Raw genomic sequence first — 253 nt, forward strand, 5'->3', positions numbered from 1 at the left:
TCTTCAAAAAGGACCGGGCGGTGATGTTCGACCTGGCCAGCAGGCTGGAGCTGAAGGCGACCTCCTCGGACGGATCGGTGCTGGCGGCGCTGGAGCACGCCCACGAGTACGCGGGCAAGCGGCGCGATTTCTTCCCCATGCCGCCGCCGACCGATCCGGACGATGCGGAGTCGGGGATCGGCTTCGCCTCGGGCAACTGGCGGCGCGTGGTGTGCGACCGCAAGCACCCGGGCATGGTGGACCGGCGCCACTT

General features: G+C 69.2%; 1 protein-coding gene. It reads left to right on the plus strand.

All coding sequences use genetic code 11. From position 1 onward, the window contains the following. A partial coding sequence (locus LP52_RS25350) for a hypothetical protein (RefSeq protein WP_040276946.1) occupies window positions 1-253 on the plus strand: 253 nt, incomplete at both ends.

This window comes from Streptomonospora alba, assembly GCF_000826685.1.
GTDB classification, from domain to species: Bacteria; Actinomycetota; Actinomycetes; order Streptosporangiales; family Streptosporangiaceae; genus Streptomonospora; species Streptomonospora alba.